Origin of the sequence: Phascolarctobacterium succinatutens YIT 12067 (genome assembly GCF_000188175.1) — a bacterium.
Taxonomy (GTDB): Bacteria; Bacillota; Negativicutes; order Acidaminococcales; family Acidaminococcaceae; genus Phascolarctobacterium_A; species Phascolarctobacterium_A succinatutens.
Genome location: NZ_GL830925.1, coordinates 2011 through 17468 on the forward strand (window position 1 = coordinate 2011; position 15458 = coordinate 17468).

A 15458-nucleotide genomic window follows, 5' to 3' on the forward strand; every position below is an offset into this window, starting at 1 on the left:
GCATATGTTTTGAAAGAACGTTTTTATGAAGTATTCAGGAAACAGACAAGAACTGAAGCAAAAAAAGAACTGGGAAACTGGTTATTGTTGGCAGCTGATTTATCACTTCCTGAATTCAGGCATTGCATTACGACTTTTAGTAATTGTAAGACTGAAATTGCAAATATAATTGGCGAAAGAGTTTCTAACGGGTTTATCGAAGGAAGCAATAATAAAATCAAAGTATTGAAGCGAATCAGCTATGGTGTGCAGAATTTCGATAGGTTTCGTAACAGAATACTGTATCTGCAATAAAATATTGTGAAAATGCATTAGGATAACTATGTCTTATTTTAGAAAAATAAAACCAGCCTCCAATATAAATATATTAGAGGCTAGTTGAATTGCAAAAATAATTATGTGTTGTCTAGGTCTATGATGTTAAAGTCTTGAATACCCCAAAACTTGACATAGAACCCTTTAAGATCAATTTCAAATTAAGCTTACAGCGCTGCTTTAACCTTTGCTACCAGGTTTTCAACAGTAAAGCCGTATTTTTCCATCATTACATCGCCTGGTGCGGAAGCGCCAAAGGTAGTAATGCCCAGAACATTCTTTTCAGTGCCGGTGTAGCGGCTCCAACCGTAAGGAACGCCTGCTTCAACAGCAAACTTGGTTACGCCTGCAGGCAGAACGCTTTCCTTGTACTCATCGCTTTGAGCATCAAAAGCATCCCAGCAAGGCATAGATACAACGCTAACGTCAATGCCTTCTTCTGCCAGCTTAGCCTGTGCAGCCAGTGCCAGATGTACTTCACTGCCGGTACCGATCAGAACAGCCTTAGCCTTATTCTTAGCCGGGCTCAGTACATAAGCGCCTTTATGAGCGTTCTCATGGATGGTTGCTGCATAGTCATGCAATACAGTCAGTTTTTGACGGCTCAACAGCAGACAGGTCGGTTTATGCTTGTTCAGGCAAGCCTGTTGCCATGCGGTAGCAGTTTCCAGAGCGTCAGCCGGACGGATAACGCTTACGTTCGGAATCAGACGCAATGCCATAGTAGTTTCAATCGGCTGATGAGTAGGACCGTCTTCGCCCAGCGCAATGCTGTCATGAGTCAGTACGAATACGGACTGAATGCCCATGAGTGCTGCCATACGGATGGTCGGACGCAGAAAGTCAGCAAATACCAGGAAGGTACCACCGAAGGGAATGAAGCCGCCATGCAGGGAAATACCGTTCAGAACGGTACCCATAGCGTGCTCGCGAACGCCAAAGTGAATGTTGCGGCCGGTTCTGTCAAGCTTGGAGAAGTAACCGCCGGTTTTCATGATAGTTTTGTTGGAAGGACCAAGGTCAGCACTGCCGCCAACCAGCTCAGGCAGCTGTGCAGCCAAAACTTGGATAATATCACCGCTTGCTTCGCGGGTAGCGTTTTTAACGGTATCCTTGAAGATTGCTTCCAGAGCACTCAGGTTAACCATGGAGTTGCCGGCAATGCGGTCTTCCAGCTCTTTAGCCAGCTCTGGATATACCATCTTATAGTCATCCATCAAAGCCTTCCAAGCAGCTTCATTTGCAGCACAGCCATCCAGCTTAGCAGCAAAATGTTCTTTAACCTCAGCAGGTACATAGAACATTTCCTGCGGCCAGCCGGCTTTTTCTTTGGTAGCCGCCAATGCTTCACCACCCAGCGGCTCGCCATGGCAGGACGGGCTGTCCTGTTTCGGGCTGCCGAAGCCGATGTGAGTACGTACAATAATCAGAGAAGGATGCATAGTATCAGCCTTAGCTTCTTCGATAGCTGCCTGCATAGCGTCAACATCCTCGCTGCTTTCTACGCGCAGAACCTGCCAGCCATAAGCCCTGAAGCGGGCTTCAACATCCTCAGTGAAGGCAATATCAGTGCTGCCTTCTATAGTAATTTTGTTGTCATCATATAAGTAAATCAGTTTGCCCAAGCCAAGGGTACCTGCCAGAGAAGCAGCCTCGCAGGAAACGCCCTCCATCAGGTCGCCGTCAGAGGTCAGACCAAAGGTGTAGTGGTCAACAACCGGGAAATCAGGTTTGTTGTACTTTGCGCCCAGCATAGCTTCGGCAATAGCAAAGCCAACACCCATAGCAAAGCCATGGCCCAGAGGACCGGTAGAAACGTCAACGCCCGGAGTCAGGCCGAATTCCGGATGACCCGGAGTCTTGCTGCCCCATTGACGGAAGTTTTTCAGCTCATCCAGGGACAGGTCATAGCCTGCCAGATGCAGCATAGCATAAAGCAAAGCGCTGCCGTGACCCGGAGAAAGGATGAAACGGTCGCGGTTGAACCATTGCGGATCAGCCGGATTATAATTCATAAAGCGGTCCCAAATGGTGTACATCAAAGGAGCTGTACCCAGAGGGAAGCCAGGATGGCCGGATTTAGCCTTTTCTACCTGGTCTGCTGCCAAAAAGCGAAGGGTGTTTACACATGCCTGATCAATTTTCTGCATCGAGAAAACCTCCATTTACCAAAATTATCTAAATTAATTATATCATATTTCCCTATATTGTCTACACTTTTTCGTTAAAATTGTAAACTATTTACACTTTTAACCGAATCTCCAAGCGAAGTAATACTGTAATATTATTATTTGCCTGTGCTGCCGAAGCCGCCGCCACGGACTGCTTTTTCTATCTTATCATCATCATCCACCGTCAGGTAATTGAAAAAAATACCTTGGGCAATGCGCTCACCCTGAGGAATAGTAACAGCCTCGGTACCCATATTCATCAAAGCCACCATAATGTGACCTTCGTTATCAGCATTGTTATAATAATCGGCATCAATAATACCGACATTATTCACCAGCATCAGATGCTTCTTCACCGCCATGCTGCTGCGGATATGCAGGCCCAAGAACTCGCCTGTCTGCATATAGGCCTTCACACCGGTAGGCACCAGCACCAGCTTGCCCGGCTCCAGCACAACCTCTTCGGCAGCGCTGATATCATAACCGGCGCTGAACTGTGTCTTGCGCTCCGGCATCGGGAACTCAACATCCATATACTTGGCAACCTTTTCAAAACCACGTGTTTTCATTAGTAACTCACTCCTCCAATCTACAAAAAAGAGCTGTCACAAATGCGACAGCTCTTTTAAATTCACAAATTATTTTTGTACGCTCTTCATCAGAACAGCCTTGCGGGACAGGTTAATGCGACCCTTGTTGTCGATTTCAGTAACCTTAACAACAATTTCATCGCCAACACTTACAACATCCTCAACCTTATCTACATGCTCAGTAGACAGTTGGGAAATATGTACCAGACCTTCCTTGCCCGGCAGAATCTCAACGAAAGCACCAAAGTTCATCAGACGGGTAACCTTACCGGTATAAACATTGCCAACCTCAGCCTCAGCAGTAATGCCCTCGATCATCTCGATAGCCTTATTAGCAGCCTCGGTATTAACAGCAGCGATAAATACGCGGCCGGTATCATCGATATCAATCTTAGCGCCGGTTTCGTCAACGATCTTCTTGATCATCTTGCCGCCGGGTCCGATAACCTTAGCAATCTTATCAGGATCTACATGGATAGTAGTAATCTTCGGAGCATATTGGGACAGCTCTTTGCGCGGTTCGCTGATGCATTCCATCATTTTGCCCATGATGAACTCACGGCCGCGTTTAGCCTGTGCCAAAGCCTGAGTGAAGATATCCTTGTTGATACCGTCAATCTTAATATCCATCTGGATAGCAGTAATACCTTTTTCGGTACCTGCAACCTTGAAGTCCATATCGCCCAGAGCATCCTCCAGACCTTGGATATCAGTCAGAATAGTGAAGTATTCGCCATCCTTAACAAGGCCCATAGCAACGCCGGCAACAGGAGCCTTAATAGGAACACCTGCATCCATCAGGGACAGGGTGCTTGCGCAAACAGAGCCCATGGAGGAGGAACCGTTGGATTCCAGAACCTCGGATACCAGACGGATTGCATACGGGAAATCCTCTTCAGAAGGAATAACCGGACGCAGAGCACGCTCAGCCAGAGCACCGTGACCGATTTCACGACGGCCGGGGCTGCGCAGCGGTTTGGTTTCGCCTACGCTGTACGGCGGGAAGTTGTAGTGATGGATATAACGCTTGGTTTCCTCAGCGCCGAGACCATCAAGAATCTGTGCTTCACGCAACGGAGCCAGAGCCAGAACGTTCAAAATCTGAGTCTGACCACGGGTGAACAGAGAGCTGCCATGCGGACGAGCCAGCAGGCCAACCTCGCAGCTTACCGGACGTACTTCGTCTAATTGACGACCGTCAGGACGAATCTTATCTACAGAGATAGTGCGGCGAACGATTTTCTTAACCAGCTTTTGGGTGATATAAGCAACGTCTTTAGCATTATCAGGATATTTCTCCAGGAATACTTCAGCGATTTCAGCTTTAACCTTAGCAACGTTTTCTTCGCGCTCCAGCTTGTTAGCATCCATCAGAGCATCTTTGAGCTTTTGAGCACCGTATTCTTCGATTTCCGCAACCATTTCTTCAGGCGGAGCGTAGAACGGAACTTCCATTTTTTCTTTGCCGATTTCAGCAACGATTTTCTCTTGGAACTCAACGAGCTGTTTGATTACGCCATGACCGAACCAGATAGCGTCCAGCATGGTTTCTTCGGAAACTTCGTTAGCACCTGCTTCTACCATCAGGATAGCGTCTTTGGTGCCGGCAACAGCCAGGTTCAGTTGGCTGATTTTAGCCTGTTCAACAGTCGGGTTGATGATGAATTCACCATCAATCAGGCCTACGCGCACACCTGCGATAGGACCTTCGAACGGAATATCGGAAATAGACAGAGCGCAGGATGCACCGATCATAGCGGGCATATCCGGAGCATTGTCGGGATCAACGGAAACAGCGGTAGCAACGATCTGTACATCGTTGTGGTAGCCTTCCGGGAACATCGGGCGAATCGGACGGTCAATCAGACGGCTGGTCAGGATAGCCTGCTCAGACGGACGGCCTTCGCGTTTAATAAAGCCGCCGGGGATTTTACCTACGGCGTACATTTTTTCTTCAAAATCAACAGTCAAAGGGAAGAAGTCTACACCCTCACGCGGGGTTTTGGTGCCGGTAACGGCAACTACTACGGCGGTATCGCCATAACGAACTAATACAGCGCCATTAGCTTGTTTTGCAATCTTGCCGGCTTCAATAGTAAGAGTTCTGCCGCCAAGATCCATGCTGTAACTATGCATATCTTATGCCTCCTATTCTTTTCACACATTGTGTACCTGCATATTATTCGCCGTCAATCAGAAAAATCCTCTATATTTTTACGGCTTTTTAAAATTTTTTTGAAAAAATTTCTACAACAGACGAAAACAGCCGGCAGCTCTGCCAAAGGCAACACTGCCGGCCGTCAGAAACACATTTTTTAAGCCTTTAAAAGCCCATAAAAAGGCGCATAATAAACAAAACTATTGCGCCCACAGCGGCAAAGACAATAAACGTCGGCAGCAAAAAGAAGATAACTGCCACAATGCCGCACAAAATCAGAAAGGTAATCAGAATGCCGCTGCCGCAGCCAAAGGTATGCACCTTAATATTCGGCGGCACCTGCTGCTGTCTTTCATTATAAGCATCAGCGCCGCTGTCATATACAGCGCCTTCCCTGGCGCTTTTGGTTTCCTCTGTGCCTGCGCTCTCGTCTATCGTCACGCCCTCAAAGGTATCGCGCTCCTCCGGACTGAGCACCTGCGCATCAATCTTGAACTGATAATGGCAGTACGGACATTCCACTGTGCCGGGAGCAACCTCGTGTCCGCAAAAATCACACTTCATATTCTGGTGCCTCCTCTCACTGCAGCAGCATCAGCAACAGACCCTCTTCGTTAACATAACGCGGGTCGTGTGCCTCCAGCTGCAAGGTTTTATTTAGCATATCTATCATCTGCTTCAGCTTTACATGGTCGGTAGCACGGCACATAGCAAAAACCTGCTTTTCCGTAAAGGTATAAACATCATTCAGCTTAACAAAGCAGTACATAACAGCTGCCGTCCAATGCTCAAAATCAGCGTCTGTATTATCAGGCAAAGCATTGCCACGAAGCATAAAATCGCTCCACATGGTACGCATCAGCTGTATATCATAGGCAGAAAAAAGGCCTGTTCCTCTAAGAGATTCCAGCATTGCCGAGGTCTTGTCCTCAAGCAGCGCCGCCGGCTGATAATCACTTATCTGCGTGCTGAAATTAAAGCCCTCCATCCGCACATAGATGGCATATACAACAGAAACATGGCGCACGAACATCGGATTACGGTTGATAAACTCCTCCCAGCTCATTTCGCCGCTTTGGCGCACAGCAAACCAGTCCTTCGCCGCGCTGACAACCTCGAAAAAGCGCTTACGCGAGGTTTGCGACATCACCAGTCCGCGCAGGAAGTTCATCACCATAGTATTTTCATAAAAAATATGGCCCATGAAAATATAGCCTTCTGTGTCAATATTATCATCCACCGGCAGCATCAGGGTATATTTTTCATTGGTGAAAATATTTCTGCAGACATACATTCCCTCCTCCGTGCGTCTTTGCACATCAAAGAGAACCAGCTTTGCCTTAATCAGCTCATTCAAAATATCAACGGAGGTATCCATCTCGGAAGCGTCGCGGCAGATTACATCACGGTAATGCTGCAGCGGCGTTTTGTCATCTTCAAGCAAGCGATAGTCAAAAAGAAAATAATCCCAAAAGGTCTGTGAATATTCCTCCGTGCCCGGCTTTTCCTGAACTGTACCATTCTGAAAAATACCGCCGAAGAGAAAATCGGCCCGCTCCAAATCGCGACGGAACTGCTTCTGCGTATAGTAGCTTTGCACATCATCCAGCAGATTCTGCATTCTCTCGCCGATGTTCAAGTACACTTTCGTCGGCAAATCCGGCGTAGAATAAAGATTGTAGCGGTCATGCTCCGGCAAAAAGCTGCCATCTTTGCCGACAATCTGCAGTTTTCCGTCAACCAGCAGCTTGGCTTTGGCTTCGGCAGGCGCATTATCACGGGTAATAATGCGTTTCTTTTTCATATATGCATAAAACTCCTGCATAACATCCAGGAAATGTGCGATGTTGCTCTCCGTTGCCGGGAAGCCGGAAACATTGCGGCAGCACCAGCCTACGCAGTCAATAAAATCCTCACGCGACATATCACCGAGAAAGTTCTCGGAATTGCCAAGGTAAATACAAAGAATCGTAATATAATCCCAAATCTTGACCAGCTCGCCATCCTTGGCTCCCTGCCATGTTTTATAGCGCAGGAAATCCTCAGCACAGGCTTGCTGCAATACCGTATTCCATTCTTCATCCTGTGTATAAAATTCTTCTATCAAATCGAAAACATTAGTCATTTTTTCTCCATTCTCTGACGTATTATGGAGATATTATACCACACTTTTGTGGCTAATTTATGTTTTTTTGCGCCAACTGCGCCGCCAGATAGATATCCTGCAGCGGCACTCCCTGCTCCTGTGCCAGTTTGGCAGCACTGTCATATTCCACATAACAGCGTTCGCCGTTCTCCAGCAGGCAGCGCTTCACCGCCACATCACCGTAAGCAGTGTGCACCACATACCTGCTACGCGGCAGCACAGTGCGTTCCATGCGCGCACGACGGATACCGATGGTTGTCGTTTCCGCAAAAATCAGCGCTTCCAGCTTCGCTCTGTCCTCCTCGCGGCAGATAACAGTAAGCTCCCACGCCGGACGGCTCTTCTTCATGAACACCGGCTGATAATGAGCATCCAGCGCTCCTGCCGCCAGCAGGCGCTCCAGCGTGTAGCCCAAAAGCTCGCCGCTGCAGTCATCAATATCAGACTGCAATTGGCAGATGCAATCTGTCTGCAAAGCGTTACTGTTTACAGAGTTTTTTTTTGTGCATTATCCTCAATCAGCAGCGCACGCAAAATGCTGGGACGCTCATACTGACGCTTGCCTGCTCCCAGACCGATGCCCAGAATCTTAAAGCTCTGCGGCAACTCGTCCGTAGTCATCAGCGCAGCAGCGGCAGCAGCACCGGTCGGTGTAACGAACTCGCCCTGCACCGGCAGCAAGTGTACATTAAATCCAAAGCGCTGCATAATATTAGCTGTTGCCGGAACAGGCACCGGCAGCACGCCATGCTGGCAGCGCACAGTGCCGCGGCCCTCGCACAGCTCAGGTACAATTACGTTTTCAACACCAAGACTGTCGGCACACACAGCAATCGCTACAATATCAACGATAGAATCAATCGCACCAACCTCGTGGAAATGCACTGCATTCTTCTCCACTGCATGCGCCTTTGCCTCAGCATCCGCAATAATATCAAAAATCTTCAGCGCCAATTCCTTGGCTGCAGCACTCATATCCGTAGCATCAATAATCGCAATAACCTCCTGCAGACCGCGGTGCTCATGGTGATGATGATGCTCATGCGGCACATGGCTGTGCTCATGTTCATGGTCGTGGTCATGATGATGTTCATGCTCGTGCTCATGGTCATGGTCATGATGATGTTCGTGTTCGTGCTCATGCTCGTGGTCATGATGATGCTCATGCTCATGGCTATGCACTACAGCATCGTCGTTGCCATGCAAAAAGGCCATATCATGGTCATGGTTAGCATGCTCCTCGTCCAGAATAACATCAAAATCACAGCAGTTAACGCCTGCTTTAGACACTCTGCTGATTTTATATTCAAAGCCCTTTGCAGGAATACTCTGCAGAGCCTTATCCAGTGCCTCTTTGTCCGCGCCCAGGTCCAAAAGTGCTGCTACCAGCATATCACCGCTGATGCCGGCATTACATTCCAAATATAAGCTTTTCATAAATCTTCCTCCTAATCTGAAGCCTGCATACTTGTAGCAGGCTAATGCTAAAATTCGCTATAAGTACAAATTAATCCTGCTTTAAAGTTTCATTCATGCTGCCTGTACGATAGCCTTGCAAATCAAGTGCCACATAAGCAAAGCCTGCAGCCTTCAATCCTTTGTAAATCGTACTGCGCATCGGCTCCGCCACTGCCAGCTCCAGCTGCTCGGGCAACAGCTCAACGCGCGCCAAACTGCCATGCACACGCACACGGAACTGCTTAAAGCCCAGCTCCCACAAAAGCTGCTCCGCCTTATCCACCGCCGCCAGCTTCTCCGCTGTAATACGCTCACCGTAAACAAAGCGCGAAGCAAGACAAGCAAATGACGGCTTATCCCAAGTCGGCAGCTGCAGCTTATGCGACAGCAGGCGGATTTCTTCCTTCGTCAGCTCTGCAGTGCGCAGAGGGCTCTGCACTTTCAGCTCAGCCAAAGCCCTCAGACCGGGGCGGTAATCACCCAAATCATCCATATTCGAGCCTTCGCAAAGCACAGCACCGTTTTCCTGTGCAATGCGCAAGAAATTACTGAACAGCGTTTTTTTGCAGATATAGCAGCGGTCCGGCGGATTTTCGGCAAACCCCGGCACCTGCAGCTCATCAAAATCAAAGTAAAGATGACAGATTCCCTGCTTCCGACAGAACTCCTCTGCCTCCGCTATATCACGCTGCGGCACAACACCGGAACGTGCCGTCACAGCAAGTGCCTTATCTCCCAACGTCAAATGCGCCGCCTGCAGCAAAAACGTCGAATCAACGCCGCCGCTGAACGCAACCAGCACACTGCCCAAGCGCCGCAGCTCCTGCTGCAGCACGGCAAACTTGGCTTCCGCCTGTATTTCTAAATCTTTATTTATAGGCATAATAGTTCTCCCTCATAAAAATTAAACGCATAGCTAGCCCCCTTCCGCCTCGCTTAGCTCGGCACCTTCCCTATACTAAGACCCATTTTTCATGTAATGAAAAATGTTGGTCGTGTTATACTCGAAGAGTGCAAGGGGCAGGCAAGAAAGGTTAGACAAGCAATTAATATATTGCCAAGCACAACCCTCAGTCATCGCCTGCGGCGATGCCAGCTCCCTTGCAGGGAGCATATAAAAGTTTATATCTCCCCTGAAAGGGGAGGTGGAGGCGAGCTTTGCGAGCAGACGTAAGGGTTGGATCTCACTTGCACGCCAACCTGTTAATCTGCGTCGCAATAATCCCCGCGCCATATCCATTATCAATATTCACAACTGAAACACAGTTAGCGCAGGAATTAATCATCGTCAGCAGCGCACTCAGCCCATGAAAGCTCGCACCGTATCCGACAGAAGTCGGCACCGCAATCACAGGATTACGCACAAGGCCACCGATAACACTCGCCAGCGCGCCCTCCATGCCTGCAGCCGTCACTACACAATTTGCTTGCTGCAGCAAATCAACCTTATCCAAAAGACGGTGAATCCCGCTCACGCCAACATCGTAAAGACGCTCCACATGCGCCCCAAAAAATTCAGCCGTCTGCGCCGCCTCCTCCGCAACGGGAATATCGGCAGTACCCGCAGTACACACAACAACGCAACCGCTCCGCACCTTATCCGGGCGCTCCTGTTTCAGCGTCCGCGCCACCGGATCATAAACAATATCAGGCAGCTGCCGCCGCACCAGCTCATACTGCTCCGGCGTTGCCCGCGTGCCGAACACCTCACCCTGCTCCGCCAAAAGACGCTTATAAATATCCGCCAAATACGCATCAGGCTTACCGCTGCAGTAAACCACCTCCGCAAAGCCCGTGCGCTGCTCACGCGAAGTATCAAGACGCGCATAATTTAAATTCTCGTACGCCTTGCGATTAAAATAGCGCTCCGCCTCAGCCACCGACAGCTTTCCGCTGCGCACCTGTTCAAGTACACTCCTGGAGTCCACTTTATACCTCCTTTTATGACAAAGACTTAGTCCGCCGCCCGGCAGACTAAGTCTTGCATATATAAATATTAAATTTCGGGTTTATTATAGCGAAAACATACCCGCAACGCAAGTATTCTTCACTTCAAGCCACAATTACACCAAGTTCTTCACAACCGCCAGCTCCATCTTGTCCGCAGGAATAACCTCGGAATGCAGCACCGGCAGATTCTCCAACGCCAACATACGCGGCGGAATCTCCGTACCGGTATCGGCATGCAGCTTTTGCAGCAGCTCAAAAGGATTGCTGCTCTGCGGCTGAGCATCATCAAGCGCAGCCAAAACACTGTCGGCAAACTTATACGGACTTGCGGTAGACAGCACCACGGTATAGGTTTCATCACTGGTCAGGAAACGATATTTTTCCATCGCACGCCAGGCAACGGCAGTATGCGTATCCATCAGATAATGGTAATCATTATAAATACGTCCGATAGCCTCCTTTGTTTCCAGCTCATCAACCCAGGCACCGAAGAACTGGCTTTGAATCTGCTTCAGATCATCGCTGTCAATCTCATAATGACCTTCGGTATTCAAACGCTTCATATAATCCGCTACGCGTGCAGCGTCATGCTCAGTCACACTGTAAAGCAGACGCTCCAGATTACTGGAAACAAGAATATCCATAGAAGGAGATACAGTTTTAAAGAACTCACGGCGTCTGTCATAAACACCGGTATTTATAAAATCAGTCAGCACGTTATTACTGTTGGATGCACACAGCAGTCTGTCAATCGGCAAGCCCATCAGCTTAGCATAATAGCCTGCCAGAATATCACCGAAGTTGCCGGTCGGAACAACAAAATTAATCGGGTCACCGGCAGCAATCTTGCCTGCCTTCACAGCATCTACATAAGCGCTGAAGTAGTAAACAATCTGCGGCACCAGACGGCCCCAGTTAATAGAATTGGCAGAAGAGAAGGTATATCCCTTTTTCTCCAGCTCATCACTGAGCGCAGTATTACCGAAGATTTCCTTCACGCCGCGCTGAGCATCATCAAAGTTACCCTCAATACCGAAAACCTTAACATTTTTGCCTGCCTGGGTAATCATCTGCTGCTTCTGGATATCACTCACACCCTCGCTGGGGTAGAAAACAATAATCTGCGTTCCAGGAACATCAGCAAAGCCCTCCAAAGCAGCCTTGCCGGTATCACCGGAGGTAGCAACCAGAATAACAACCTTATTCGTTTCACCGGTCTTTTGCATCGAACGTGTCAAAAGATGCGGCAAAAGCTGCAGTGCCATATCCTTAAAAGCAGACGTCGGGCCATGCCACAGCTCCAGCACACCGGTGTTATCATTTACCTGTACCAAAGGCACAGGATTATCACCGAATTTTTCTGGCGCGTAGGCAGCATTTACACATTCGCGCAGCTCGTCCTCGCTGAAATCAGTAAGATACTGCAGCAGAACGTCAACAGCACGCTCCGTATAAGGCTTGCGCTCCATCGCCTTTATATCAACCATACGCATCGCAGGAATATTCTGCGGTACAAACAATCCTCCATCCGCTGCCAAGCCACGGGTTATCGCGTGTGCAGCGGAAAACAAATCAGTTTTCCCTCTTGTACTAACATATAACATATATTCAACCTACTTTCTTCTTTGAATTTTGACGTCATACTGCCGTCAGCGTTAATAATACGCCTTCAGGCCAGCACAGTCGTATTTCTTTCAAACACAATTGTGCAAATAGGTTATCAAGATTATAATAGCATATTTTATAGGAAGGAACAAGAGTTACTCTGCAAAAATCAGCGGTGCCACCGTTGCAGCCGTAGCACGCTGCAAATCAGCAGGCGCTGCAATAATCTGCATACCGCGCTGACCGGCGCTGATTGCAATCTCCGGCCAGTTATTGCTTGTCTCATCCATATATACAGGGTAGTTCTTTTTAGCGCCCAATGGTGAACAGCCGCCGCGAATATAGCCTGTCAGCGGCAATACCTCCTTCAGATGTACCAGCTCGGCACGCTTATTGCCGCTGGCTCTGGCCAACGCCTTTAAATCAAGCTCGCTATCACCGGGAATTACGGCAAACATAATGCCGTTCTTGTCACCGCGTACTACCAGTGTTTTGAATACCTGTGATGCAGGCATGCCAACCTCTGCGGCAACATGCACAGCATCCAGATGCTCCTCGTCCACCGGATATTCCATAATACGGTATTCTATCTTCAGCTCGTCCAAACGGCGGGCTGCATTAGTTTTTTTGTTATGTTTCATAAGGAAAAACCCCCTCTAAGCTAGAGAAATTACTTCATCTCTGTTATAATAGCACTATAGTAATGTAAAATGCAAATAAAATTGTGAGGACAATAAATTGAAGCTGAAAATTATCTGCGGACAGCTGGAAATTACTCCCGGCCGTCCTGATGTAAACTATAAGAAAATCATTGACGCTATTGGAAAAGCACGCAGCCTTGAGGCCGATATCCTGCTTCTGCCCGAAATGGCACTGCCGGGTTATCTTATCGGCGACATTTGGGAGCAGCAGACATTTTTGGATGACTGCGCCTATTATGCCGAAAAGATCGTCGCTGCCACCGAAAATATCTGCGTTATCTTCGGTAGCGTTGCCAGCGAACCAGGCAAGCTCAACGAGGACGGACGCGTGCGCAAATACAACGCCGCCTTTGCCTGCCAAAACGGTAAGCTGCTCGGCGGTTATCAGGGACGCAGCTTCTTCATCAAGACATCGCTGCCCAACTACCGCGAATTTGATGACTGCCGTCATTTTTACAGCCTGCAGAAACTCTGCGCCGAAGAAGGTGCAAGCGTCAGCGAAGCACTGCAGCCTTTGGAAATCGTCATCCGAGGCACCAGCCTGCGCATCGGCGTCATGCTGTGCGAGGACGGCTGGACGGAAAACTATCACCTTAACGTACCGCAAACGTTGGCAGCCAACGGAGCACAGCTCTTGTGCAACCTTTCCTGCTCCCCCTATACGCTGGGCAAAAACCGTAAGCGCAACCGCCTTTTCAGTGCGCAGGCACGCACCGCAGGCATTCCGCTCATCTACTGCAACAATGTCGGCATCCAGAACAACGGCAAGAACATCTTCACCTACGACGGCTGTACTTCCGCCTACAACGGCGACGGCAGTCTGGTTACCTCTGCGCCCATGTATGCCGATACCTTTTTAGAATTCACCTGGGATACAAAAGTGAACCGCATCATTCCCACCTGTCCGCCGGCAGAGCTGCCGCAGGAGCCGGAATCCGTATACCGCGCTCTGCGCTACGGCACCGCCAAATTCCTGCAGCAATGCGGTATCAAACGCATGACCGTCGGCCTTTCCGGCGGCATCGACAGCGCCGTAACCGCTGTCATGTATGCGGATATTTTGGGACCGGAGAACGTGCTGCTGCTCAATTTGCCTTCACGCTTCAACTCTGCTGCCACACGCAACAGCGCGCAGCAGCTGGCGCAGGCATTGGGAGCAAACTATGCCGTAATGCCAATCAGCGAAAGCTATGAGCTGACAGTCAAGCAATTAGAAGAAACGCCTATCACCAATCTGGCAGACGGCAGCAGCTTCAACCTGCAGCTCAGCGGACTCATAAAAGAAAATATTCAGGCCCGCGACCGCGGCGCACGCGTCATCGCTGCTGCTTCAGCAGCCTTCGGCGGCGCCTTCAGCTGCAACTCCAACAAAGCAGAGCTTGCTATCGGCTACGCCACCTTCTACGGCGACATCTGCGGCGCCATGGCCATGATCGGTGACCTTTGGAAGCATCAGGTATATGCCCTTGGCCATTATCTGAACGAAGTGATTTACAAACGCGAAGTAATCCCCGAAGCTATCTTCAATATCCGTCCCAGCGCCGAGCTTTCGGATGCACAGACAGTAGGCAACGGCGGCGACCCGCTGGTGTATGGTTATCACGATTACCTGCTGCGTGCCTTTATCGAAAACTGGCACAAAACAACGCCGGCAGACATCCTGCGCTGGTACAAAGCCGGCACGCTGGCCTCAGAGCTTGGCTGTACGCAGGAAGCGATTAACGAAGCCTGCCCCGATGCCGCTGCGCTGATTGCCGATTTGGAGCGCTGGTGGAAGCTGTTCGCCGGCTTTGCTGTTGCCAAACGCATTCAGGCACCACCGGTTTTGTCGCTCACCAAACGCGCCTTTGGCTATGACCATCGTGAAGCACAGCTTACACCCTATTTCTCACGCGAATATTACGAGCTTAAGGAAGAACTGCTGAAATAAGCAATCTGTAAGGCAAAAGGAAAATATGATTTCAAATATTTTTCTTCTGCTTCATGATTAACAAAGTATATATTTTCTCTTGACATCTGTTTAATTAAATAGTATAATACCTTTTGTATTCGGGGTGTAGCGCAGTTTGGTAGCGCACCTGCCTTGGGAGCAGGGTGTCGCAGGTTCGAATCCTGCCACTCCGACCATGCGGGTGTAGTTTAGTGGTAAAACCTCAGCCTTCCAAGCTGATGTTGTGGGTTCGATTCCCATCGCCCGCTCCAAGTTAATATGGTTCAGTAGCTCAGTTGGATAGAGCAACGGCCTTCTAAGCCGTGGGTCGGGGGTTCGAATCCCTCCTGGATCACCATGAAAGAAACCCCGCAACCATGCAGGTTGCGGGGTATTTTTGTGTGTAAACAACGCAGAATGTACTCATCTTCTCA

General features: G+C 49.2%; 11 protein-coding genes, 3 tRNA genes and 1 pseudogene. 5 read left to right on the top strand and 10 right to left on the bottom strand.

Going from position 1 to position 15458, the window contains the following annotated elements:
• Positions 1-294: ISL3 family transposase (locus HMPREF9443_RS10900; protein WP_009146129.1), on the top strand; the 294-nt coding region annotated here is incomplete at its 5' end.
• Between the two features lie 188 nt (positions 295-482).
• Here the strand turns inward: HMPREF9443_RS10900 and tkt are convergent.
• From tkt to ybaK, 10 genes and pseudogenes are all read right to left on the bottom strand, one after another.
• Positions 483-2465 carry a transketolase gene (tkt, locus tag HMPREF9443_RS08250; RefSeq protein WP_040565344.1) on the bottom strand — a complete coding sequence of 661 codons (1983 nt, stop codon included), beginning with the start codon at positions 2463-2465 and terminating at the stop codon, positions 483-485.
• Positions 2466-2602: 137 nt separating this feature from the next.
• Positions 2603-3055, bottom strand: coding sequence for a dUTP diphosphatase (gene dut / locus HMPREF9443_RS08255; protein WP_009146131.1), 453 nt, complete (start codon positions 3053-3055; stop codon positions 2603-2605).
• 69 nt (positions 3056-3124) lie between these two features.
• Entirely contained in the window at positions 3125-5212 is a 2088-nt protein-coding gene (locus tag HMPREF9443_RS08260; RefSeq protein WP_040565345.1) for a polyribonucleotide nucleotidyltransferase, read from the bottom strand.
• A 187-nt stretch (positions 5213-5399) separates the two neighbouring features.
• Positions 5400-5798 carry a DUF2207 domain-containing protein gene (locus HMPREF9443_RS08265; RefSeq protein ID WP_009146134.1) on the bottom strand — a complete coding sequence of 133 codons (399 nt, stop codon included), beginning with the start codon at positions 5796-5798 and terminating at the stop codon, positions 5400-5402.
• Positions 5799-5814: 16 nt separating this feature from the next.
• The gene (locus HMPREF9443_RS08270; RefSeq protein WP_009146135.1) at positions 5815-7359 is read right to left on the bottom strand and encodes a hypothetical protein; all 1545 of its coding nucleotides are present in this window, start codon (positions 7357-7359) and stop codon (positions 5815-5817) included.
• Positions 7360-7411: 52 nt separating this feature from the next.
• A pseudogene (gene larC / locus HMPREF9443_RS08275) lies at positions 7412-8817 on the bottom strand (nickel pincer cofactor biosynthesis protein LarC).
• Between the two features lie 70 nt (positions 8818-8887).
• Positions 8888-9721, bottom strand: a complete 834-nt coding sequence (larE, locus tag HMPREF9443_RS08280) for an ATP-dependent sacrificial sulfur transferase LarE (RefSeq protein WP_009146139.1) — start codon at positions 9719-9721, stop codon at positions 8888-8890.
• Positions 9722-10022: 301 nt separating this feature from the next.
• Positions 10023-10766 (bottom strand): nickel pincer cofactor biosynthesis protein LarB, encoded by a 744-nt coding sequence (gene larB, locus HMPREF9443_RS08285; RefSeq protein WP_009146140.1) that lies wholly within the window; start codon positions 10764-10766, stop codon positions 10023-10025.
• 135 nt (positions 10767-10901) lie between these two features.
• The gene (thrC, locus tag HMPREF9443_RS08290; protein ID WP_009146141.1) at positions 10902-12392 is read right to left on the bottom strand and encodes a threonine synthase; all 1491 of its coding nucleotides are present in this window, start codon (positions 12390-12392) and stop codon (positions 10902-10904) included.
• A gap of 156 nt (positions 12393-12548) precedes the next feature.
• Positions 12549-13034, bottom strand: coding sequence for a Cys-tRNA(Pro) deacylase (gene ybaK, locus HMPREF9443_RS08295; RefSeq protein WP_009146142.1), 486 nt, complete (start codon positions 13032-13034; stop codon positions 12549-12551).
• Between the two features lie 97 nt (positions 13035-13131).
• Here ybaK and nadE point away from each other — a divergent pair, with 97 nt between their 5' ends.
• The 4 genes from nadE to HMPREF9443_RS08315 all read left to right on the top strand — a co-directional run bounded on the left by nadE (position 13132) and on the right by HMPREF9443_RS08315 (position 15382).
• Positions 13132-15024: an NAD(+) synthase gene (gene nadE / locus HMPREF9443_RS08300; protein ID WP_040565346.1), complete on the top strand. Its 1893-nt coding sequence runs from the start codon at positions 13132-13134 to the stop codon at positions 15022-15024.
• A gap of 120 nt (positions 15025-15144) precedes the next feature.
• Positions 15145-15221 (top strand) — tRNA-Pro (locus HMPREF9443_RS08305).
• A 1-nt stretch (position 15222) separates the two neighbouring features.
• Positions 15223-15296, top strand: a tRNA-Gly gene (locus HMPREF9443_RS08310).
• Between the two features lie 9 nt (positions 15297-15305).
• Positions 15306-15382, top strand: a tRNA-Arg gene (locus HMPREF9443_RS08315).
• Positions 15383-15458: the final 76 nt, after the last annotated feature.